General features: G+C 70.3%; 18 protein-coding genes. 4 read left to right on the top strand and 14 right to left on the bottom strand.

Features of this window, described 5'->3' with window-relative positions; all coding sequences use genetic code 11:
- Positions 1-113: 113 nt before the first annotated feature.
- From xerD to queG, 4 genes are read right to left on the bottom strand one after another with little or no spacing between them, the layout of a single operon-like run.
- Positions 114-989, bottom strand: coding sequence for a site-specific tyrosine recombinase XerD (xerD, locus tag ACG0Z3_RS11930; RefSeq protein ID WP_394397706.1), 876 nt, complete (start codon positions 987-989; stop codon positions 114-116).
- Positions 982-1956, bottom strand: coding sequence for a tripartite tricarboxylate transporter substrate binding protein BugE (locus ACG0Z3_RS11935; protein WP_394397707.1), 975 nt, complete (start codon positions 1954-1956; stop codon positions 982-984). The genes xerD and ACG0Z3_RS11935 overlap by 8 nt, the downstream gene beginning before the upstream one ends.
- A 33-nt stretch (positions 1957-1989) precedes the next feature.
- Positions 1990-2592, bottom strand: coding sequence for a chalcone isomerase family protein (locus ACG0Z3_RS11940; protein ID WP_394397708.1), 603 nt, complete (start codon positions 2590-2592; stop codon positions 1990-1992).
- A complete protein-coding gene (gene queG / locus ACG0Z3_RS11945) occupies positions 2589-3728 on the bottom strand; it encodes a tRNA epoxyqueuosine(34) reductase QueG (protein ID WP_394397709.1) in 1140 nt (379 codons plus the stop codon). Before queG ends, ACG0Z3_RS11940 begins: the two co-directional genes overlap by 4 nt.
- Here queG and tsaE point away from each other — a divergent pair.
- Together tsaE and ACG0Z3_RS11955 are read left to right on the top strand one after the other, a co-directional pair.
- The gene (gene tsaE, locus ACG0Z3_RS11950) at positions 3723-4196 is read left to right on the top strand and encodes a tRNA (adenosine(37)-N6)-threonylcarbamoyltransferase complex ATPase subunit type 1 TsaE (RefSeq protein ID WP_394397710.1); all 474 of its coding nucleotides are present in this window, start codon (positions 3723-3725) and stop codon (positions 4194-4196) included. The two genes, queG and tsaE, sit on opposite strands and share 6 nt — an antisense overlap.
- A complete protein-coding gene (locus tag ACG0Z3_RS11955) occupies positions 4193-5659 on the top strand; it encodes an N-acetylmuramoyl-L-alanine amidase (RefSeq protein ID WP_394397711.1) in 1467 nt (488 codons plus the stop codon). The genes tsaE and ACG0Z3_RS11955 overlap by 4 nt, the downstream gene beginning before the upstream one ends.
- Positions 5660-5663: 4 nt before the next feature.
- Here ACG0Z3_RS11955 and ACG0Z3_RS11960 read toward each other — a convergent pair whose 3' ends face one another.
- The 5 genes from ACG0Z3_RS11960 to ACG0Z3_RS11980 are packed head-to-tail and all read right to left on the bottom strand — an operon-like array spanning position 5664 to position 10309.
- Complete coding sequence (locus ACG0Z3_RS11960; protein ID WP_394397712.1) at positions 5664-6347, bottom strand: phytanoyl-CoA dioxygenase family protein; 684 nt, start codon at positions 6345-6347, stop codon at positions 5664-5666.
- A 16-nt stretch (positions 6348-6363) separates the two neighbouring features.
- Positions 6364-7563: an FAD-binding domain-containing protein gene (locus tag ACG0Z3_RS11965; RefSeq protein ID WP_394397713.1), complete on the bottom strand. Its 1200-nt coding sequence runs from the start codon at positions 7561-7563 to the stop codon at positions 6364-6366.
- Complete coding sequence (locus tag ACG0Z3_RS11970) at positions 7556-9103, bottom strand: cryptochrome/photolyase family protein (RefSeq protein WP_394397714.1); 1548 nt, start codon at positions 9101-9103, stop codon at positions 7556-7558. Before ACG0Z3_RS11970 ends, ACG0Z3_RS11965 begins: the two co-directional genes overlap by 8 nt.
- A complete protein-coding gene (locus ACG0Z3_RS11975; RefSeq protein WP_394397715.1) occupies positions 9096-9266 on the bottom strand; it encodes a DUF2256 domain-containing protein in 171 nt (56 codons plus the stop codon). The genes ACG0Z3_RS11970 and ACG0Z3_RS11975 overlap by 8 nt, the downstream gene beginning before the upstream one ends.
- Entirely contained in the window at positions 9263-10309 is a 1047-nt protein-coding gene (locus tag ACG0Z3_RS11980; protein ID WP_394397716.1) for an NAD(P)/FAD-dependent oxidoreductase, read from the bottom strand. Before ACG0Z3_RS11980 ends, ACG0Z3_RS11975 begins: the two co-directional genes overlap by 4 nt.
- 102 nt (positions 10310-10411) lie before the next feature.
- Here ACG0Z3_RS11980 and ACG0Z3_RS11985 point away from each other — a divergent pair, with 102 nt between their 5' ends.
- Together ACG0Z3_RS11985 and ACG0Z3_RS11990 are read left to right on the top strand one after the other, a co-directional pair.
- Positions 10412-11407 (top strand): MerR family transcriptional regulator, encoded by a 996-nt coding sequence (locus ACG0Z3_RS11985; RefSeq protein ID WP_394397717.1) that lies wholly within the window; start codon positions 10412-10414, stop codon positions 11405-11407.
- Between the two features lie 130 nt (positions 11408-11537).
- Complete coding sequence (locus ACG0Z3_RS11990; RefSeq protein WP_394397718.1) at positions 11538-11948, top strand: hypothetical protein; 411 nt, start codon at positions 11538-11540, stop codon at positions 11946-11948.
- Positions 11949-12013: 65 nt separating this feature from the next.
- Here ACG0Z3_RS11990 and ACG0Z3_RS11995 read toward each other — a convergent pair whose 3' ends face one another.
- The 5 genes from ACG0Z3_RS11995 to ACG0Z3_RS12015 form a co-directional block, all read right to left on the bottom strand.
- Positions 12014-12217 (bottom strand): YbdD/YjiX family protein, encoded by a 204-nt coding sequence (locus ACG0Z3_RS11995; RefSeq protein WP_394397719.1) that lies wholly within the window; start codon positions 12215-12217, stop codon positions 12014-12016.
- Positions 12210-14273, bottom strand: a complete 2064-nt coding sequence (locus tag ACG0Z3_RS12000) for a carbon starvation CstA family protein (RefSeq protein WP_394397720.1) — start codon at positions 14271-14273, stop codon at positions 12210-12212. Before ACG0Z3_RS12000 ends, ACG0Z3_RS11995 begins: the two co-directional genes overlap by 8 nt.
- A 121-nt stretch (positions 14274-14394) precedes the next feature.
- Positions 14395-15033 (bottom strand): response regulator transcription factor, encoded by a 639-nt coding sequence (locus ACG0Z3_RS12005; RefSeq protein WP_394397721.1) that lies wholly within the window; start codon positions 15031-15033, stop codon positions 14395-14397.
- Positions 15030-16397, bottom strand: a complete 1368-nt coding sequence (locus tag ACG0Z3_RS12010) for a cache domain-containing protein (RefSeq protein WP_394397722.1) — start codon at positions 16395-16397, stop codon at positions 15030-15032. The genes ACG0Z3_RS12005 and ACG0Z3_RS12010 overlap by 4 nt, the downstream gene beginning before the upstream one ends.
- A complete protein-coding gene (locus tag ACG0Z3_RS12015) occupies positions 16394-19744 on the bottom strand; it encodes a S41 family peptidase (RefSeq protein WP_394397723.1) in 3351 nt (1116 codons plus the stop codon). Before ACG0Z3_RS12015 ends, ACG0Z3_RS12010 begins: the two co-directional genes overlap by 4 nt.
- Positions 19745-19758 lie beyond the last annotated feature (14 nt).

A 19758-nucleotide genomic window follows, 5' to 3' on the forward strand; every position in this document is an offset into this window, starting at 1 on the left:
GTGATGGCCGCGGAGTTTGCGCTTCACCGCACCGGCCGGGTGACGCGGTGTTGTGGCACGCCGACAGCAGGCGCGGGATGGTGCGCCCGCGGGAAAACACTGGTGCAGCGGGCTTAGCCCCGGGGATGGTGCGCCGCGTGCAACAGTTTGAGGCGCTCGCGCGCCACATGGGTGTAGATCTGCGTCGTCGACAGGTCGGCATGCCCCAGCAGCAGCTGCACGGCCCGCAGGTCGGCGCCGTGGTTGAGCAGGTGCGTCGCGAACGCGTGCCGCAAGGTGTGCGGCGACAGCGGCGCCGTGATATGCGCGAGCACGGCGTAGCGCTTGATCAGCATCCAGAACATCTGCCGCGTCATGCCCGCGCCGCGTGCGGTGACGAAGAGGTCGTCGCTGCTCTGCCCGGCCAGGATCTCGGCGCGGGCCTCGCGCACATAGCGCGCCATCCAGTCGCGCGCATGCTCGCCGAACGGCACCAGCCGCGCCTTGCTGCCCTTGCCAGTGATGTGCAGCACGGCGTCCTTGAACGCCACATGCGCACTCTTCAGCGTCACCAGTTCGCTGACACGCAGCCCGCTGGCATACATCAACTCCAGCATGGCGCGGTCCCGCAGGCCCAGCGCCGTGTCCACATCGGGCGCGGCCAGCAGCGCACCGACCTGCGCCTCGCTGAGCAACTTGGGCACCCGCAGCGGCGCCTTGGCCGCCTCGAGCTTGAGCGTCGGGTCGGCCGTGATTCGGCCCTCGCGCAGCGCCCAGCGGAAGTAGCGCTTGAACACCGACAGGCGCCGGTTGGCCGTGGTGGTCTTGAGCGCCGGCCTCTCCACCGCATAGGCGAACAGCTGCGCTTCGGTGCAGGCGTCCAGCGACGCTGGCCGCAGCCACGCGGCAAGCGCGGCCAGGTCGCGCCGGTAGGCCGCCTGCGTGTTGGCGCTCAGGCCATCTTCCAGCCAGAGCGCCTCGATGAAGGACTCGATGCCTGGGTCAGTCAAGCTTCAGCTTCTGCTGCGCCACGACCTTCCTGTAGACCTCCAGCTCGGCCGCGATCTGCGCAGCGAACTCGGCGGGCGAGTTGGCCACGATCAGCGAGCCCGTGTCCTCGATGCGCTTCTTCACCTCGGGGATCTCGACGGCCTTCTTCACCGCCGCGCTGATGCGCTCCACCACCTCCTTGGGCAGGCCCTTGGGGCCATGGATGCCGTAGAAGGCCATGCGATTGACAGCCTCCAGGCCGACCTCCTTGAACGTCGGCACCTGGGGCAGCGAGGCCACCCGGTTGGGCGCGGCGACGACGATGGGCACCAGCCGGCCGTCCTTGATGAAGGGCAGCGCCGACGGCAGGTTGTCGAAGATCATCGGCACCTGGCCGGCCACGGTGTCGTTCAGCGCCGGGCCGGCGCCGCGGTAGGGGATGTGCAGCACGAACACCCCGGCCAGCGTCTTGTACAACTCCATCTGCAGGTGGCCGATGCCGCCGGTGCCCGAGGTCGCGAAGCTGTACTTGCCGGGGTTCTTCTTGAGCTCGGCCAGGAAGCCCTTGTAGTCACGAGCAGGGAAGCTGGGGTGCACCGCGATGACGTTGGGCGTGGCCGCGACGTTGATGATGGGCGTGAAGTCCGTCAGCGGGTTGTAGGCGATCTTGGGGTTGATGGCCGGGTTGGCCGCTGTCGTCGACACGGTGGCCACACCTAGCGTGTAGCCGTCCGCCGCCGCTCGCGCGATCTCATTGGCGCCGATGGTGCCGCCGCCGCCGGCCTTGTTGTCCACCACCATGGTCTGGCCCAGCAGCGTCGGCATGCGCTCGGACAGGATGCGGGCAATGATGTCCGTCGTGCCGCCCGGCGCGAAGGGCACGATAAGGCGCACCGACTTGGCCGGGTAGGCCTGGGCAAGGGCCAGCTGCGACAGGGGGCTCAGGCCAGCCAGCGTGGCGGCCTGCAGAAGGGAGCGGCGTTGCATGCGGAAGTCTCCTCGGTATGGGATGCGTCGATGCTAGCCCGGCTGGCCCAGCAGTCCGGCGCGCAGGTGGGCATCGCTGTTGCGATCGCCCAAAAACACTTTGAGGAAGGCGCTGTAGAAGTCCTGGCCCGGGATAGGGTTGCCCCAGGTCTTGCCGTTCACCGTCAGTACCGTGCCGCCCTGGGCCGGCAGGTAGTCGATGACCAGCAGGTCGCCCTTCTTCACGCGACCCACCTCGGCGATGGCCGCATTGAACTGCGCCACGCGCTCGGCCACGGCGGCCTTCTCGGCCTCGGTGCTGTTGCGGTTCACACCCTTGTTGATGGCCTTGACGAACTCCTGCGTAGAGACATCCTTGACCAGCGGGATCACGATGCGCAATTCCAGCCGCTTTGGGCCCGCCAGACCATAGATGGCCTGCGGCGTGCCGGCCTTGGCAGGCAGGTACAGCGCCGCCAGGTACATCGGATAGATGGCCACCTGGCGCTTTCCCACGCCGTTGAGCACCAGCGTGCTGCCGCCAAGCGGCAACGTGTCGGCGAAGTCCTGGCCTTCGTAGCGCACGGCTTGCGCAGGCAGCACGGCAGCAGCAGCCAGCGCGACGGCGGCCGCGCGCAGGCGGACGGAAAAACTCATGCGGAAGCTCCCTGGCAAGACATGGACGGTGACGATAACGCGGCGCCCGGTGCCATCGCCGACAAGGCCCAGCCGATGTGCTCCGCCACCAGCGCATCGGCGCCCTCCAGCGCCCGCTGCAGCGCGGCGCGCAGTTCGGCGTCATCCTGCTGGCTCAGCGCATTGCCGGCCGCCACGGCCAGGTTGCGGCGCCAGCGCACAAAGCCGATGCGCCGGATGGCCGAGCCCTCGGTGCGGCGCAGGAACTCGGCCTCGCTCCAGCCCAGCAGCGCCGCGATGGACGTGCCCGCCATACCCGGGCGCACATCAAAGTCGGCCAGCATCGCCGGCTTGGCAAATTTGTTCCAGGGGCAGGCCAGCTGGCAGTCGTCACAGCCGTAGACCCGGTTGCCCAGCAGTGGCCGCAAGTCCTCGGGAATCGGCCCGTCGTGCTCGATGGTGAGATAGGAGATGCAGCGCCGCGCGTCCACGCGGTAGGGCGCGACGATGGCCGCTGTAGGGCAGACGTCCAGGCAGGCGCGGCACTCGCCGCAATGGGCGCTGGTGGCCTCGGTCACGGGCAGCGCGAGGTCGATGAAGATCTCGCCGAGGAAGAACATCGAGCCGGCCTCGCGGTGCAGCGTCAAGGTGTGCTTGCCACGCCAGCCCAGGCCGGAGCGCGTAGCCAGCTCCACCTCCAGTACCGGCGCCGAATCGGTGAACACGCGGTAGCCCAGCGGGCCGACCTCGGCTGCCAGCTTCTCGGCCAGCTTCTGCAGCCGGTTGCGCAGCACCTTGTGGTAGTCCCGTCCCCGCGCATAGACCGAGATCTGCGCCTGCGCCGGCCTGGCCAGGCCGGCCCATTCGACGGCCTGCCAGCCGGGCTCGGTGGCGGGCGGCAGGTAGTCCATGCGGGCGGTGATGACGCGCAGCGTGCCCGGCACCAGCTCGGCCGGTCGAGCCCGTTTCATGCCGTGAGCGGCCATGTAGTGCATGCGGCCGTGGTGGCCCGCGTCCAGCCAGGCCTGCAGGCCCGGTTCGGCACTGGCGAGGTCCACATCGGCCACGGCGATCTGTGAGAATCCCAGCTCACGCGCCCAGCCGCGCAAACGGTTGAACAGCGCGGCAGCATCGACAGTGGACGGGACCTCTTGCATTTGCCTGCGATTCTAGAAAGCGATCTCCTGTGGCCCGACGAGGCCGCAGCCCAGGCCACCGCCGAGCAACTGGCGGCGGCACTGCTCCCGACCCCTGACGCCGTGATCGAGCTGCATGGCCCGCTGGGTGCCGGCAAGACGACCTTCACGCGCCTGTTGCTGCGGGCGCTAGGCATCACGGGGCGCATCAAGAGCCCCAGCTACGCCGTCATGGAAAGCTACGAGCTGCCGGGCGGCGGCGTGGCCAGCCACTTCGACTTCTACCGCTTCGGCGACCCGCGCGAGTGGGAGGACGCCGGCTTTCGCGACGTCTTCGCCGCGCCCGGCCTGAAGGTGTGCGAATGGCCCGAGAAGGCCGCCGGGCAGCTGCCGCCGCCGGATCTGCAGCTCTTCATCGAGCTGCTGCCCGACGACAGCCGCCGCGTGCGGGCCGTCGGCGCCGCCAAGCTGGTGGAGGCGTTGTCATGACCCGCAGGCCCCCACGCTCGCCTGCGGCTCACTGCCTCCCCGGGGGGCTGTCAGTGCCTTCGGGCGACCGGGCGGCACTGACGCGCCGCGAATCCCTGGGCCTGCTGGCCCTGCTGCTGCAGGCGCCGCACACGCTGGCCGCCAGCAGCGAGGCCCGCATCCTGGCCGTGCGCGTGTGGCCGGCGGCAGACTACACCCGCGTCACGCTGGAGTCCGACCGGCCGCTCGCGGCCAAGCATTTCCTCGTCGACTCGCCGCACCGCCTCGTCATCGATGTCGACGGCCTGACGCTGAGCCCGGGGCTGCGTGAGCTCATTGGCAAGGTCAAGGCTGACGACCCCTACATCGCCGGCGTGCGCGTGGGCCAGAACACGCCCACTGTCGTGCGCATCGTGCTGGACCTCAAGCAGCCGGCGGCGCCGCAGGTCTTCACGCTGGCACCGGTGGCAGCCTACAAGCACCGCCTCGTGCTGGATCTGCACCCCAGCACCGAGGTCGACCCGCTGGCCGCGCTCGCGCAAGCGCAGCCGCCAGCCGCCACCGCGGCCCGCCGCGCCGAGGACGCGGCCAGCGCCGTCAATGATGCGCTGGGCGAGCTGATCCAGAAGATCGAGCGCCCTGCCCCGCCGGCGCTGCCACCGACGGCCGCCACGAAGCCGCCCACGCCCGCCAGCGCGCCTGCCGTCGCCACGGCGCCTCGTCCCGCGCCGGAGTCCAAGCCCGGCACACCCGCGTCCATGGACAGCCTCATCGTCATCGCGCTGGACCCCGGCCACGGCGGCGAGGATCCCGGCGCCATCGGCCCGACCGGCCTGCGCGAGAAGGACGTGGTGCTGGCCGTGGGCCTGAAGCTGCGCGAACGGCTGCAGGCCAACCCCAACATCCGCGTGCTGATGACGCGCGACGCCGACTTCTTCGTGCCGCTGCAGGAGCGCGTGCGCAAGGCGCGGCGCGTGCAGGCCGACCTGTTCGTGTCCATCCATGCGGACGCTTTCTTTACGCCGCAGGCCCGCGGCGCGTCGGTGTTCGTGCTGTCTGACGGTGCCGCCACCAGCGCCGCCGCGCGCTGGATGGCCAACAAGGAGAACGCGGCGGACCTGGTGGGCGGCGTCAACGTCGGCGCAGCCACCAAGGACGCCCAGGTGCTGCGCGCGCTGCTGGACATGAGCACCACGGCGCAGATCAAGGACAGTCTCAAGCTCGGCGGCGAGGTGCTGGGCCAGATCGGCAAGATCGGCCGCCTACACAAGCCGCGCGTCGAGCAAGCGGGCTTCGCCGTGCTGAAGGCGCCAGACATCCCCAGCATCCTGGTCGAGACGGCCTTCATCTCCAACCCCGAGGAGGAGAAGAAGCTGCGCGATCCCAACTACCAGGATCAGTTGGTCGACGCGCTGGCGTCCGGCATCGCGAAGTACTTTGCGAAGAACCCGCCCATGGCGAGGAAGCGCAGCACAACGCTGTGACGCGTCAGACGGCCTGATGCCAGCGCAGCCCCAGTAGCAGCTCGCGCGGCCCGAACAGCACATGCAGCACGCGCCGCCGCCCTGACGGCGCGGTCGCCTTGGACGACGCATGCAGCGCCAGCGGCCGCATCAGCAGTGCGTCACCGGCCCGGGCATCGACGGCCACCTCGCCCCGCTGCTGGCGCCAGGTCGCCACGGCGGCGTCGTCGAGCACGCCCGCCCGGTGCGAACCCGGCACAAAGCGCAGGCCGCCATCGGCCTCGGTCGCGTCGTCCAGGTGCAGCCGCAGTGCCACCATCCGCGCCAGCAGTGCGGCGGGTGCCAGCACGAAATGGCGTCCGCCCTTGACGGACCAGCCGCTCAGCGCGGCGTGCTCGACGCGCTCGGCGACCGGCACGGCCAGGTCCTGGTGCAGTGCCACCAGCCAGTTGCGGTCAGGTGACTTCTCGAACAGCGTGCACTGCACGGCCACGCCGTCCGTCGGCAGGAACGGCTGCAAATGCGGCAACGCCTTCAGCCACCACGCCAGCGCCTGGCACCAGGGCTGATCCAGCAGTTCACGCTGCCCTGCCGCACCGGGCGGCAGCGCGGCCAGTTCGGCGACCAGCGCCTGGCGCCGCTCGGGCGTCAGCAGGCCGGGGAGGAGGAAAAAGCCTTCGGGCAGGGCGTCGTCGTGCGGGACCGGCATGGCCCGCGCTTGTACCTCACCAGCCGGGCACCTCGTTGACCGCTAGCAGGTCCGTCGCCGACGTCAGCCCGCGAGTGGCGCGCGTCCACCACTGCGAAAAGGAGTCGCAGCGGCGCTCGACCGGCGGGAACAGCGCCGGCGCGGGCAGGCAGTCGGCCCAGCGGGTGAGCCAGGGCGCCAGGTGCGGCTCGGCCACGCAGCACACGCGGGCCGCGCCCTGCAGGGCCGCGGCGATGGTCGCGGCGTCGCCGTGCCAGACCTCGGGCGCCAGCGCAGACAGCCGCTGGCCGACGAAGCGCCACCGGCGCTCGCTCCACGGCCAAGAACGGTGGAAGTCGGCCACATAAAGACCGATGACGCGCGTGCCGGCCGGCAATTCGGCCGGCAGATCGCCCAGGCACCAAGGGTGGACCAGCCACACGTCGGCGCCAGCCACGCAGGCCGGGTCGGGGGCGATGGCGCCCAGGTCGGCAGGCGGCACGTGGCTCAGGCCGGGTTCGACGGCATTCGCCACCGGGCGGCCCTGCGAGGCAGCCAGCCGGCGCTCACGGGCCATGCGGTCCAGCGCTTCATAGGACGTGTCGATGACGCTGCCCGGGCTGTGCCACTGGGACGGCGCAAACCGCGCCACGTTGTCGGCATTGAACAGATAGGGCTTGTGGCTGCCCGTGCCGGCCACCCATTGCCAGCTGAGGTGATTGCTGGCCAGGTCACCGTCCAGCAGATGGGCGTAGAGCCAGTCGGCGCCGGCCCGCCAGTGCACCTGGCGCACATGCACCAGGTAACTGGCCAGCCACATGCGCGCATGGTTGTGCAGCATGCCGGTGGCGTAGAGGGTGCGCACGGCCTCGTCCACCACCGGCACGCCGGTGCAGCCCTGCCGGATGTCCTCCGGCAACGCGCGGGCATAGGCCTCGTCGGGAAGCGGGCCGTCGTGCAGCGATTGCAGGATGCCCTCCCCCCGGTGCGCCCACACATGGCGGAAGTATGCGCGCCAGCCCAGTTCGTAGACGAACTTGTGCTGCACATCCATCGGGTGACGCGCCACCACGCCGGCCAGCACCTCGGGCAGCGTCACCAGGCCATGGGTGAGATACGGCGACAGGCCGGTCACCGCACCGTCCAGCGCGTTACGTGTGCGGGCATAGGCCGACGGCCGCACGGCGGCGATGCGCGCCCGCGCGGCCTCCAGCGTGGGGTCGAATGCGTCAGCCATGGCCCACCTCACCGCGGCGGATGGCGCCGGCACGCTCCAGCACCGCCTGCCGGTCCGCATCGCTGAGCCGGGCCACGTTCTTCACTTGCAGCGCCATGCGTGGGTTGCGCGCCAGTGCCTGCTCGTGGCGCATCAGGAAGTCCCAGTACAGCGTCGTGAAAGGACAGGCGCGATCGCCGGCCCGCTGCGCGGGGTCGTAGCGGCAGCCCTGGCAATGCGGGCTCATGCGCTGGATGTACTTGCCGGTGGCGACATACGGCTTGCTGCCCATCAGCCCGCCATCTGCGTACTGGCTCATGCCCAGCGTATTGGGCAGCTCCACCCACTCGACCGCGTCGACGTACACAGCCAGATACCAGGCATGCACCTGCTGCGGTTCGACACCGAGCATGAGCGCGAACAGGCCGGTCACCATCAGGCGCTGGATGTGGTTGGCGTAGCCGTGCGCCAGCGTCTGCGCCAGTGCGTCACGCAGGCAGGCCATGTCGGTGGCGCCGGTCCAGTACCACGCGGGCAGATCCTCGTGCGCGTCCATCGCGTTGCCGTCGGCATAGGCCGGCATGCGCGTCCAGTAGATGCCGCGCACGTACTCGCGCCAGCCCAGGATCTGGCGGATGAAGCCTTCCACGCTGGCCAGCGGCACGTGGCCGGCGCGCCAGGCAGCCTCGGCGGCGGCCACCACCTCGCGCGGGTTCAGCAGCTTGAGGTTGAGCGCGGCGGACAGGTGCGAGTGGTACAGCCAGGGGTCGCCGGGCCACATCGCGTCCTGGTAGCGGCCGAACAGCGGCAGGCGGTGCGTGATGAAGTCCTGCAGCGACTGCAACGCCTGCTCGCGCGTGACCGGCCAGGCGAAGCTGTCCAGGCGGCCGGGGTGGTCAGCGAAACGGGCCTGCACCAGCGCGATGACGTCGCGCGTGATGGCATCGGGCTCAAAACTCGCGCGCGGCGGCAGCAGGCCCGGGCCAGCTGAGCCAAAGGCCTCCCGGTTGTCGGCGTCGAAGTTCCACTGGCCGCCCTCGGGCTGGCCGTCCTGCATCAGCACGCCGTGCCGCTGGCGCTGCTCGCGGTAGAAGTACTCCATGCGCAGCGACTTGCGGCCCTTGGCATGGGCGGCGAACTCGCGCACGGTGACGAAGAAATGCCGGTCCTCGCGGATATCCAGCGGCAGGCCCGCTGACGCGGCCACCGCCTTGATGGCCTGCAGCACGCGCCAGTCTCCCGGCGCGGTCATCAGGAGGCCGACGGGCCGCAGCCGCGCGATGTCGGCCGCCAATTGCCCGGCCAGCGAACCCGCATTGCCCGCGTCTTCCAGCCGCGTGTAGTGCAACGGCCGGCCCGCGGCCTGCAGCGCCAGCGCGAAATGGCGCATCGCGGCGAGGAACACCGCCGTGCGCGGCTGGCTGCTCCAGACGTGGGTGGACTCTTCCGCCACCTCGGCCATCCAGACGGCATCGGTCGTGGCGTCGAAGCCGTCGAAGCCGGATGCGTGCAGATCCAGCTGGTCCCCCAGCACGATGACGAGATGGCGCAGCTCAGCCACGCGCGTCTCCGCGGCGGCGGCAGGCGTCGGAGCAGTACTTCACCTCGGACCAGGTCTTGGCCCAGCGGCGGCGCCATGTCATGGACAGCCCGCAGGCCACGCAGGGCTTGCTGGGCAGAGCGGCCTTGTTGCCGCGAAAGGCCTGGCGTTCGCGCGGGCTCATGCGGCCTGCGCCGCACCGAACGCCCGGCCGCGCACCGCGGCCACCAGCGACTGCGCCGACAGCCAGGCGCCCTCCACGCCCGCCCCCCCCAGAAAGTCGCCGCACACGCCGAGGCCTAGCGCGCCATCCCACCAGAAGGACTCGCCCGGTGCCGTGAGGCGCGGCTGTGGCGTGGCGTAGCGCCAGCGGTGCACGGTAGCGTGCTGCCAGGCCACCGCGTGGCCGAACAGCTCGGCGATGGCAGCTTGCAGCTGCTGCTGGACCCACTCGGGCGACTGCTCCAGATGCTGGCGGCTCCAGCTCGCACGGGCATGGGCCACCCAATGCGCCTGACCCGGCACACGCTGCCGGCCGGGCCTCGCATCGTTGCGCATCACCCAGGCCAGCGGGCCGGCAGCGGGCCTAGACAGCGTCCAGTCCGGCGCGCCCTGATCGGCGGCCACGCCCATCAGCGTCCAACAGGGCTGCATGGGGGCGAGCGCGGCGTGCCGCGCCCAGTCGTTGCGGTGCGGGGCGAGCAGCGGCGCCGCCTGGGCCGGCGGCAGCGCCAGCAGCACGGCATCAACCGGCGCGCCCTGGGCCTCGCCAGCCGCCTCCAGCTGCCAGCCGGCGGGCGTCCAGCGCAGCTGATCAATCGCGCACGACCAAGTGGTGCTCACCCCGCTCAGCAGTTGGCGGCACACCTCGGGGTTGTCGGGCACTGGCACGTGGAACACCGCGTCCTGCAACGCCGGCCCGCTGCCCTCGGCCAACACCGGGTGCCACTGCGCAAGCCAGCCGGCCCGTTGCCCGTGGCCGATGAACGCATCGAACGCGTCGCCCTGGACGGTGAGGCCGGGCGTGCCGTGATCCAGTGGCGTCTCGGTGGGCTGGCCGGCGCCGTCCATCCAGGCCATGCGCCGTGTGGCCAGCCGCCCGCCGGGCCCACGGGCCTTGTCGAACACCTGCACCGCCAGCCCGGCCTGCGCAAGCGCCTGCGCGCAGCTCGCCCCGGCCATGCCGGCGCCAATGATGGCCACGCGCCTGATCGAACTCGTCAACATGGCGGCATCGTAAGCATTTCGAACTCATTTCAGATTCAAGCGAACGAAATTGCCCACAATATCCACATAATCCGATTCAAATCCGATTCATTCAGGAGCCCCATGACCCGGTCCTCACGCACCGCCAGCCATCACCGCAGCGGTGCCGTCGCCCGCATGCTGGGCGTGCCGGTGGCCACGCTGCGCAACTGGGAGCGCCGCTACGCGCTGACGCAGCCAGCCACCTCGCCGAGCGGCCAGCGCCTGTATTCGGCGGACGATGTGCGGCGGCTCACCCTCATCAAGCAGCTCAATGACCTGGGGCACGCCATCGGCCAGCTCGCGGCGCTGGACATGGCGCAACTGCAGCAGGTGGCGGCCACGCATGCGAGCACGCTGGCCGCCACCCAGCCGGCCGGCGACCGCAAGGCCGCTTTGGCGCCACGGCCGCCGCTGCGCCTGGCCGTCATCGGCACCGCGTTGGGCGAACGGCTGCGTCGCCCGGCGCTGCTGCAGCGGCTGGGCACGGCGCTGGTGCTGCTGGGCCCGTTTGAGGACGCAGCCCAAACCGCGGCGGCGCTGGCCGATTCGCCGGTGGATGCCGTGCTCGTGCAACAGCCGCAGTTGCACCCGGACTGGCTGACCGCCTTTGACGCCGCCGCGCCGGCGCTCGCCGCCACGCCCAAGGGGGTGCTGTACCGCTTCGCCGCCGATGCGGTCAGCGACGCGCTGGCGGACGCCGGCCTGCGGCTGCTGCGTGAACCGCAGCCCGACAGCGTGCTGGCGCAATGGCTGCATGATCTGAGCGTGCTTCACGCAGGCGCCGCGCCCACGCTGCGGCTGCTACCGACGCCGGCCCTGCGCCGTTGGAGCGACGCCGCGCTGGCCGACTTCGCCAGCCTGTCGTCCACCATCGCCTGCGAATGCCCTCGCCACTTGGCCGAGCTGCTGGTGCAGCTGTCGCACTTTGAGGCCTACAGCGCCGACTGCGAACACCGCAACGCAGCCGATGCGGCACTGCACGGCCACCTCGTCCGCGTCACTGCGGCCTGCCGCAACAGCCTGGAAGCGGCGCTGGAACACGTGGCCCGGCACGAAGGCCTGCTGCTGCCGCTCTGAGCGAGCACCGCCAACCACGCATGCGCTCGCCCCGCCGCGCTACACCGCTGCCAACGGAGAGACACTGCCGCACGCCATGACTCGAACACTGGACCACCCGATGCGCGCACTTCGAGGGCTGCTGGGTCTCATGACCGCCGCCACGTTGGCTGCCTGTTCACCGAGCCCGCAGGTTTCCGCGCGCATCGGCGCCGAAGCGGCCAAGGCCGAGACTATTGACCTCGCAGCACTCACACCGTTTGCGTGGGATCGCGCGTTGGTGTTCAGCCCCTACACCTCGACGGACGACATCTGCAGCGCCCTGCCAGCGTCGTTCACGTCCTGCGCGAACGCCTACCCGCAGGGCGTCGATGAGGGCAGCTTCCTGCTGGTCTTCGTCCGCGCCGGCAACGTGGTTCACCATGAACTGCACGGCCGCCACAACGGCGAGTTCTGTTCACAGAGCTGCAGGCTTGAACTCAGGCCGGAGACGGCACGCTTCACGGTCACGTCTTCAGCGTCCGACCAGGACAGAAAGCATTTCTCGCCAGCGGCTCCCTGAAACCGCACTGCAGGCAGCGCCGGCGGGTGGTCTTCAGGAAGAGGCGTGTGGTTCGCGCTGCGGGGTCAGCAGCACTTCCCGGCACGCGCGCTGTAGCGCGCGGCCTGCCTCTCCCTGAAGAACTCCTCATAGCTCATGGGCTCACGCTCCGGGTGCGTGGCCTGGTGGTGGGCCAGGTAGCTGCCGTAGTCCGGCACGCCCACCATCAGCCGCAGGCTCTGCGTGAGGTAGCGACCGGCCTGGGCCAGCTCGCGGCCCAGCTCACGCACCCTGGCCCGCCGGCAGCGCCACGAAAGGCGTTTCCTGCGCCGTGACCTTGCCGGTGCGGCGCGCGGCCAGGATGGACTTGACGCTGTAGATCAGCACGCTGATCACCACGCCCATGAACAACGCGCACAGCGCCGCGTCCAGCCGGTCGTTGAACACCACGCGCGACATCGCGTCCAGGCTCTTGGCCGGTGCCAGCACCTTGCCCTCGGCAATCGCGGCGGCGTACTTGTCGGCATGGGCCAGGAATCCCAGCTTGGGGTCGGCCGAGAAGATCTTCAGCCAGCCGGCGGTCATCGTGCAGACCAGCAGCCAGGCGGCCGGCACTGCCGTGACCCAGGCGTAGCGGTCCTTCTTCATCTTGAACAGCACGACCGTGCCCAGCAGCAGCGCCACGGCAGCCAGCATCTGGTTGGCGATGCCGAACAGCGGCCACAGCGTGTTAATGCCGCCCAGCGGGTCGACGACACCCTGGTACAGGAAGTAGCCCCAGGCCGCCACGCACAGGCCGGTGGCCAGCAGGTTGGCCACCCAGCTCTCGGTGCGCTTGAGCGAGGGCACGAAGCTGCCCAGCAGGTCCTGCAGCATGAAGCGGCCGGCGCGCGTGCCGGCGTCCACGGCGGTCAGGATGAACAGCGCCTCGAACAGGATGGCGAAGTGGTACCAGAAAGCCATCATGGCCTTGCCGCCCACCACCTGGTGCAGGATCTCGGCCATGCCCACGGCCAACGTCGGCGCACCGCCGGCACGGGCCAGGATGGTCTTCTCGCCCACATCGGCCGCGGCCTGCGTCAGCATCTCGGGCGTCACGACAAAGCCCCAGGTCGACAGCGTCTGGGCGACGGTGGCCGCGTCCTTGCCGACCACGGCAGCCGGGCTGTTCATCGCGAAGTACACGCCTGGCTCGATGCAAGAGGCGGCCACCAGCGCCATCACGGCGACGAAGCTCTCGGCCAGCATGCCGCCGTAGCCGATGTAGCGGGCGTGGGTCTCGTTCTCCAGCAACTTGGGGCTGGTGCCCGATGCGATCAGCGAATGGAAGCCCGACACCGCGCCGCAGGCAATGGTGATGAACAGGAAGGGGAACAGGCTGCCGGCCCACACCGGGCCGTTGCCGGCGGCGAACTGCGTCAGCGCGGGCATCTTCAGCGGTGGCGCCACGATGATGATGCCGATGGCTAGCGCGACGATGGTGCCGATCTTCAGGAAGGTGCTGAGGTAGTCGCGCGGCGCCAGCAGCAGCCACACGGGGATGCAGGCGGCCACGAAGCCGTAGCCGATCAGCGCCCACACCAACTGCACCGGCGTGAAGGTGAACAGGTGCGACAGCGTCGGATGCTCGCTGACCCACTGGCCGCCGAAGATGGCGGCCATCAGCAGCGCGAAGCCGATGACGGACACCTCGCCGATGCGGCCCGGGCGGATGAAGCGCAGGTACACGCCCATGAACAGCGCGACCGGAATGGTCGCCGCCACGGTGAATGCGCCCCACGGTGACTCCGCCAGCGCCTTCACGACGATGAGCGCCAGCACCGCGAGGATGATGATCATGATCATGAACGCGCCGAACAGCGCGATCAGGCCCGGCACTGTGCCCATCTCCTGCTTGACGAGGTCGCCCAGCGACCGGCCGTCACGACGCGTGGAGATGAACAGCACGATGAAGTCCTGCACTGCGCCGGCGAACACCACGCCGGCCAGGATCCACAGCAGCCCAGGCAGATAGCCCATCTGCGCCGCGAGCACCGGACCCACCAGCGGGCCGGCGCCGGCAATCGCCGCGAAGTGGTGGCCATACAGCACGTGCTTGTTGGTGGGCACGTAGTCCAGGCCGTCGTTGTACTTCCAGGCCGGGGTCTGCCGCCTGGCGTCCAGCCCCAGCACCTTGTCGGCGATGAACAGGCTGTAGTAGCGGTAGGCGATGAGGTAGACGCACAGGGCGGCGGACACGACCCACAGCGCGCTGATCGTCTCGCCACGGCTCAAGGCCACGGTGGCAAGCGATGCAGCGCCCAGGATCGCGACGCCCGCCCACGCGAGGTGGCGGCGCAGGTTCATGAGGCTTGTCTCCAATGCGGCGCGCACGTCGGGATGGGCGGCGCTGCCGGGCCGGTCAGTGTCGAAAAACCGCCCCGGCCGGGCATCGGTCAAGCCACGCGGGCCAGGCGCGCGGGATTACCTAAGGGTCAACCCCAGCGTCCCGCGCGTGTTCCACCGCATACCGGATCAGCTCGGCCTGCCCCTCCAGGTCCAACTTGCGCTTGATGCTCTGGCGGTGAGCTTCCACCGTGCGCACGGACAGGTCCAGATCGCGCGCGATCTGCTTGCTGGACGCGCCCTGCCCCAGCTTGGCGAGGATCTCGCTCTCGCGCGGCGTCAGCACCGGCTTCGGCGCCTGGCTGCGGAACAGCCGGCCCGACACGGCCGCGCTCAGGAAGGTGCCGCCGGCCGCCACCGCATCGATGGCCGACACGATCTCGGTGGCCGGCGCGTCCTTCAGCACATAGCCGCGCGCGCCCGCCTGCAGGGCGCGCTGCACGTACTCGGGGTTGTCGTACATGCTGAACATCAGCAGCTTGATGGCAGGCCGCGCGGCCAGCATCTCAGCCCCCAGCGTGATGCCGTTGACATCCTTCAGCCCGACATCCATCAGCACGACGTCGGGCGCCACCCGCGCCAGCAGCGCCAGTGCCTCGTCGCGGTTGCCGGCTTCGCCCACCACGGCGAAGCGCGGCACGCCGGCCAGGCGCGCCACCAGGCCCTCGCGCACCATGGGGTGGTCGTCGACGAGCAGGATGCGGATGGGGGCGGCGGTCATGGGGCAATGCGGGCGAGGTCGGCAGCCGAGAGTGTGACGCGCAGGCGGCAGCCCACGCCCGGCGCGGTCACCAGGCTCAGCACCGCGCCCAGCGCGTCGGCCCGCTCGCGCATGCTGCGCAGGCCCAGGCCCCGGTCGGCCACGGCCTGGGCAGCGTGGGCATCGAAGCCTCGGCCGTCGTCCTCCACCTCCAGCGCCACGCCGCCCCGCGGCTCAAAGGCCAGCATCACCGTCACGGCCGTGGCCTGCGCGTGGCGGGCCGCGTTGCTGAGCGCCTCCTGCGTGATGCGGAACAGCGCGGTCTTCACAGACTCGGGCAGCGCCAGCTCATCACCGCGCACCCGCGCGGTGAAGCGCGTGCCGCCGGCCGCGTCGAACTCGCCGGCCAGGTGCTGCAGCGCTGCGGCCAAGCCCAGCGTGTCCAGCAGCGCCGGGCGCAGCGCATGCGACAGGTGGCGCACCTCGGCCAGCGTGCTGTTGAGCCGCTTCAGTGCCAGCGCCTGCAGCCGCTCAGCCTCGGCCGGCGCCTGCTGGGCTGACTCGATGAGCAGCTTGGTCGCAACAAGCGCCTGGCTGACGCCGTCGTGCAGATCGCGGGCCAGACGCGCGCGCTCATCCTCCTGGCTCTGCACCACCTCGCGGGCCAGCGCGCGCAGCTTGGCCTCGGCGCTGCGGTGTTCGCTGAGGTTGAGCGCCAGCGCGCCGGCACTGATCAGCGCCACGCCGATGACGGCCACCGCGCCCACCCACAGCAGCGTGACCGTGATGTTGTGGCGGGCGCCGCGCGCCAACTCGGCCATGGTGGCCTCGATGCCGTCCAGGTACAACCCCGTGCCCAGCATCCAGCCCCACTCGGGCACGGCCACCACATAGCCCAGCTTGGGCGCCAGCAGGCTGCTGGACGGCTTGCGCCACTGGTACTCCACATAGCCGCCGCCGGCCTTGGCCTGCGCGATCAGCTGCTGGATGGTGGGCCGGCCCTGCGGGTCGCGCAGCTCCCAGAGGTTCTGGCCGGTCAGCTCGGGCTGGCGCGAATGCATCAGCACACGACCCTGCAGGTCGTAGACGAAGAAGTAGCCGTCGCGGCCGTAGTCCAGCGACTGCAGGATGTCCATCGCGCGGCGCTGGCCGTCGGGTTGCCCCAGCAGCGGCCGAACCGTGCTGACGGCCAGGTCGACGTAGTGCTTGAGCTCGGTGCGGCGCGCGTCCAGGTAGCTGGCACGCACCAGCGCCTGCTCGCGCTCGGCCAGCGACTGCTCCTGGTGGCGCACTGCGAACGCGATCAGCGCCAGCGACGCCAGCAACGGCAGCAGGGCCAGCAGGAACAGCCGGCCCCGCAGGGACAACGCCGACCAGGCTTTCATCGGCCCAATGTTGCCGGCGCGGGCGCCGTCTTGCGTTGCACGGGCTTCCACGTGGCCAGCCGCTTCATGACGTCGGCGATGGCCGCGTCAAGCTGCGTGTCCTCGCCGCGGTTGACGGCCGCGGGGTCCAGCTCCACGTCCATGTCCGGTGCCACGCCCTCGTTCTCGATGCGCCACTCGCCCTCGGGCGTGTAGAAGCGGAAGTACGGCACCGTCAGGAAGCCACCGTCGATCAGCGGCGGGTTGGCCGAAATGCCGATCAGCCCGCCCCAGGTGCGCTTGCCGATCAGCGGCCCCAGGCCCACGCGCTTGAAGGCGTAGGGCATGAAGTCGCCGCCGGAGCCGGCATCCTGGTCGATGAGCATGGCCTTGGGGCCGTAGATGGCACCGCCGGGTGTCTCGAACACCAGGCCGTCGCGGTCCTTCCAGCCCCCCAGGTAGGGGCGGGACAGCAGCTCGATCACGTAGTTCGCTGCTTGGCCGCCGCCGTTGCGGCGGTCGTCCACGATGAGGGCGGGCTTGTCGATCTGTGCGAAGAACATGCGGTTGAAGTGCTCGAAACCCTGCCCCGCTGTGTCCGGCATGTAGACGTAAGCAATCTTGCCGCCGCTCCTGGCCTGCACCTTTTCGCGGTTGCCCTCGATCCACGCCCAGCGGCGCAGCAGCGCGTCGCTGGCCACAGGCTCCACGGTCACATCGCGCTTGCCCGTCCCGGCAGCGTCCTGCGCGACGGTCAGCACGACCTGCTTGCGCAGCGTGTTCTCCATCAGCGCATGCACGTTGGTCGCAGCATCCAGCTCGCGGCCGTTGATGGCGAGCAGGAAGTCGCCCGCCTTCACGCCCAGGCCGGGAGCGGCCAGCGGCGCGCGCAGGTGCGGGTTGAGGCGGTCACCGGCGTAGATACGCGTGATGCGGTGGCGGCCGCCCTCCAGCGCGAAGTCCGCGCCCAGCAGGCCCACGGGCACGGTGGGCTCCTGCAGCACATCCCCCCCGCCCACGCGGTTGTGGCCCACCTGCAGCTCGGCGATCAGCTGCACCAGCAGGTCGTTCAGGTCCTCGCGACGCTGCACGAAGGCCAACTGCGGCAGGTAGCGGTCGTAGACGGCCTGCCAATCCATGCCGTGCAGGGCGGCGTCATAGAAGAACTCCTTCTGCATCCACCAGGTCTCGTCAAAAATCTGCCGCCATTCCGCACGCAGGTCCACGCGCATGCGCAGCGACTGCTCCACCGGCTTGCCGTCGAGCTTGTCATTGGCGTCGCCCACTTCCAACACATTGCCGGCCAGCGTCAGCAGCAACTTCTTGGCGTCGCCGCTCAGAGAGAACTCGGCCACGCCCTCCTTCAGCCGCTTGGCTTTGCGCTCCTGCGGGTCGTAGCGCCACAGCTCGGCGGTGGCGCGGCGCTCAGCCTGCGGCGCCTCGTTACTGGCTCCGGGCTGCGGGCGCTGCAGGTAGAACAGTGCGCCGTCCGCGCCCACGGCCAGGTTGTCGTAGTTGCGCTCGGCCAGCGGCAGCGCCACCAGCCGGTGCGGCAGACCCTCCAGGTCGATCCGGATCGGCTTGGGCGCGGCCGGCTTCTTCGCCTCCGGCTTGGTGTCGTCAGGCTTCTTGGCGGCGGGCTTGGTGGCCTCGTCGTCGTCCTTGCGGCCCTCCTCGTCACCCGGGCGAGGCGCCAGCGGTGACTTGCCATCGGCCGCCAACACCAGCGCGTACAGCCCGGCGCGGCGCGGCCGCTCCTGCGTGGACAGGTCCAACCCCACCTGGCCAGGGCCTGAGTTGATGGACGCGCTGAAGTACAGCACGTCGCCCTTGGGCGAGAACGCCGGATTGCCCGCGTGCGACAGACCGTCGGTGACGGCGTGATGGCGCCCGCTGCCCAGCTCGTGCAGCCAGATGCGGCCGAAGTAGTTCTCGCCCGAGGTGGTGTAGGCCAACCAGCGGCTGTCCGGCGAGAACGACACGGAGAAGCCCTCGGAGCCGAAGCGCCGCGCGTCCGACGCCAGCTTCACCAGCTGGCCGCGCTGCGCGCCGGGCGCGAGGCCGAGCGTGTAGAGGTTCAGGTGGTTGTCGTGCAGCACCAGCGTCTGACCGTCGGGCGACCAGTCCAGCAGCGTGAAGTAGCTGCCCTTGCCCAGCGCAAAGCGCTCGCGCGGGCCCAGGCCGTTCTGCGCCTGCAGGATCAGCTCATGCCGCATGCCCGGCGCGTCCGACACATAAGCCACGCGCTGGCCGTCCGGACTCCACAGCGCGTCCTTCTCGCGCACGCCGGCGCTCTCGGTGAGGTTGCGCACGCTGCCGTCCTTGACCGGCAGCGAAAACACCTCGCCACGCGCACTGGCCAGCACGCGCTTGCCCGTGCTGGACAGGCGCGCCGAGCTCAGCGCCCGGGCGGCGTCGCGCCACTGCGGGCGGGCCAGCGCGCCGCTGTCGGCCACGCGAATGTCCAGCGTCACCGGGGTGCCGCCGGCAAGCTCGATCTGCTTGAGGCGGCCGCCGCTCTCGTACACCAGCGTGCCGCCCACGGCGTCCACGCTGCGCACGTCCCAGCGGGTCTCGCGCGTCAGCTGGCGCAGCGCCTGGGTGGCCGGGTTGAACGCAAACAGGTTGGCCACGCCGGTCGCGTCGCCGTCGCGGTCGGAGATGAACACCACCTCGCGGCCGGCCCACACGGGCGCAGAATCCGTCGCATTGACGTGCGGGATCTGCTGCCAGCGCTGGCCGGCCTGCGGGCCCTGCATGTCCATGATCCACACCGGCGGCGTCGAGCCGCCGCGGCTCTGGCGCCAGCCGCTGGGGCCGCTGTAGGCCGCGTTGTAGGGCCGATAGGCCAGCTGACGACCGTCGGACGACCAGGCGCCCTCGAAGGCCACGGCTGCCATCAGCCGCTTTTCAAAACCGCCCGTGGCGCTGACCTCGAACAGCTGGTTGCTGCGGTTGTTCAGCACCTCGCGCGGCGACGCGAAGAGCACGCGCTGGCCGTCCGGACTCCAGCCGTTGACGATGTCGGGCGCCGGGTGCCAGGTCAGCCGCTTCGCATCGCCGCCGTCCAAGCCAATGACGTAGACATCGGTGTTGCCGTCGTAGCTGGCCGAAAACGCGATCTGCCGGCCATCCGGCGAGAAGCGCGGCGCGAACTCGCTGGCCGCGTGGCTGGTGAGCCGGCGCGGGTGGGCACCGCTGCGGTCGGCCAGCCACAGGTCGCCGCCATAGACGAAGGCGAGATGGGTCTTGGAGACGGCGGGCTGACGCAGCATCAGCGTCGGCTCGGCCACGGTAGCGGCCTGCGCCAGGCCGGAGGTCGTCCAGGCCAGGGCAAGCGCCGCCCGCGTGAGGGGGGACAGAGTCATCGGGATCTCCGACT

Origin of the sequence: Pelomonas margarita (assembly GCF_043555875.1) — a bacterium.
Taxonomy (GTDB): domain Bacteria; phylum Pseudomonadota; class Gammaproteobacteria; order Burkholderiales; family Burkholderiaceae_C; genus Pelomonas; species Pelomonas margarita.

Coding starts and splice junctions, on each gene's coding strand:
- ACG0Z3_RS11985 (WP_394397717.1), top strand. CDS start 10,412: ATGACCCGGTCCTCACGCACCGCCAGCCATCACCGCAGCGGTGCCGTC.
- ACG0Z3_RS11965 (WP_394397713.1), bottom strand. CDS start 7,563: ATGGCTGACGCATTCGACCCCACGCTGGAGGCCGCGCGGGCGCGCATC.
- ACG0Z3_RS11940 (WP_394397708.1), bottom strand. CDS start 2,592: ATGAGTTTTTCCGTCCGCCTGCGCGCGGCCGCCGTCGCGCTGGCTGCT.
- ACG0Z3_RS11980 (WP_394397716.1), bottom strand. CDS start 10,309: ATGTTGACGAGTTCGATCAGGCGCGTGGCCATCATTGGCGCCGGCATG.
- ACG0Z3_RS11990 (WP_394397718.1), top strand. CDS start 11,538: ATGACCGCCGCCACGTTGGCTGCCTGTTCACCGAGCCCGCAGGTTTCC.
- queG (WP_394397709.1), bottom strand. CDS start 3,728: ATGCAAGAGGTCCCGTCCACTGTCGATGCTGCCGCGCTGTTCAACCGT.
- ACG0Z3_RS11955 (WP_394397711.1), top strand. CDS start 4,193: ATGACCCGCAGGCCCCCACGCTCGCCTGCGGCTCACTGCCTCCCCGGG.
- ACG0Z3_RS11935 (WP_394397707.1), bottom strand. CDS start 1,956: ATGCAACGCCGCTCCCTTCTGCAGGCCGCCACGCTGGCTGGCCTGAGC.
- ACG0Z3_RS12005 (WP_394397721.1), bottom strand. CDS start 15,033: ATGACCGCCGCCCCCATCCGCATCCTGCTCGTCGACGACCACCCCATG.
- ACG0Z3_RS11975 (WP_394397715.1), bottom strand. CDS start 9,266: ATGAGCCCGCGCGAACGCCAGGCCTTTCGCGGCAACAAGGCCGCTCTG.
- ACG0Z3_RS11960 (WP_394397712.1), bottom strand. CDS start 6,347: ATGCCGGTCCCGCACGACGACGCCCTGCCCGAAGGCTTTTTCCTCCTC.
- ACG0Z3_RS12000 (WP_394397720.1), bottom strand. CDS start 14,273: ATGAACCTGCGCCGCCACCTCGCGTGGGCGGGCGTCGCGATCCTGGGC.
- ACG0Z3_RS12015 (WP_394397723.1), bottom strand. CDS start 19,744: ATGACTCTGTCCCCCCTCACGCGGGCGGCGCTTGCCCTGGCCTGGACG.
- ACG0Z3_RS12010 (WP_394397722.1), bottom strand. CDS start 16,397: ATGAAAGCCTGGTCGGCGTTGTCCCTGCGGGGCCGGCTGTTCCTGCTG.